Source organism: Mesorhizobium sp. M1169, from assembly GCF_040318345.1.
Taxonomy (GTDB): Bacteria; Pseudomonadota; Alphaproteobacteria; order Rhizobiales; family Rhizobiaceae; genus Mesorhizobium.
On record NZ_JAMYME010000122.1, the window covers coordinates 1 to 603 of the forward strand.

Below are 603 nucleotides of genomic sequence, written 5' to 3' on the forward strand. Positions count from 1 at the left end.
CAACGAGTATGAGCTCGATCTTCTGCGTCAGCGCTCCTTGTCGGCCCGCTATGAGAAGGCCCGGCGCGGTGAACTCGTCGTCGCTGCTCCGGTCGGCTTCGTGAAGATCGGCGACCGGCGGGAGAAGGATCCCGACCGTCGCATGCAGGAGGCCATCACCCTTGTGTTTGACAAGGTGGCGGAACTCGGCAGTGGCCCCCAGGCCCTGCTCTGGTTCCTCGAACATGGGCTGGATTTGCCTGTGCTGCGTCGGGATATGATGCAACAGCCATTCGCTCGCGCAGCCGCCGTAAGGCGCGTGATGAATGGCTGGCGCTGATCCCGGGTGCACACGAAGGCTACGTCGGCTGGGAAAGGGCGGAAGCGATCCGCAAGATGGTGAGCGACAACGTGCCCACAAGCCGGCATCACGGAGCGCCCAAGCATGGCGACGCTCTGCTCGCCGGCCTTGTCCGCTGCCGGCGCTGCGGCCGCAAGCTGACGGTCCGCTACACGGAAACCAAGCACAACATTCCGCACTATTCCTGCTGGCGTGGTCTGCTTGACAATGGCGAGCCGCGTTGCATCGCCTTCGGTGGACTACGCGTCGACGACGCCATCGAG

General features: G+C 64.2%; 1 pseudogene. It reads left to right on the forward strand.

Annotated elements, in window-relative coordinates:
* Positions 1-603 (forward strand): annotated as a pseudogene (locus NKH41_RS34360) (recombinase zinc beta ribbon domain-containing protein); the annotation flags it as partial.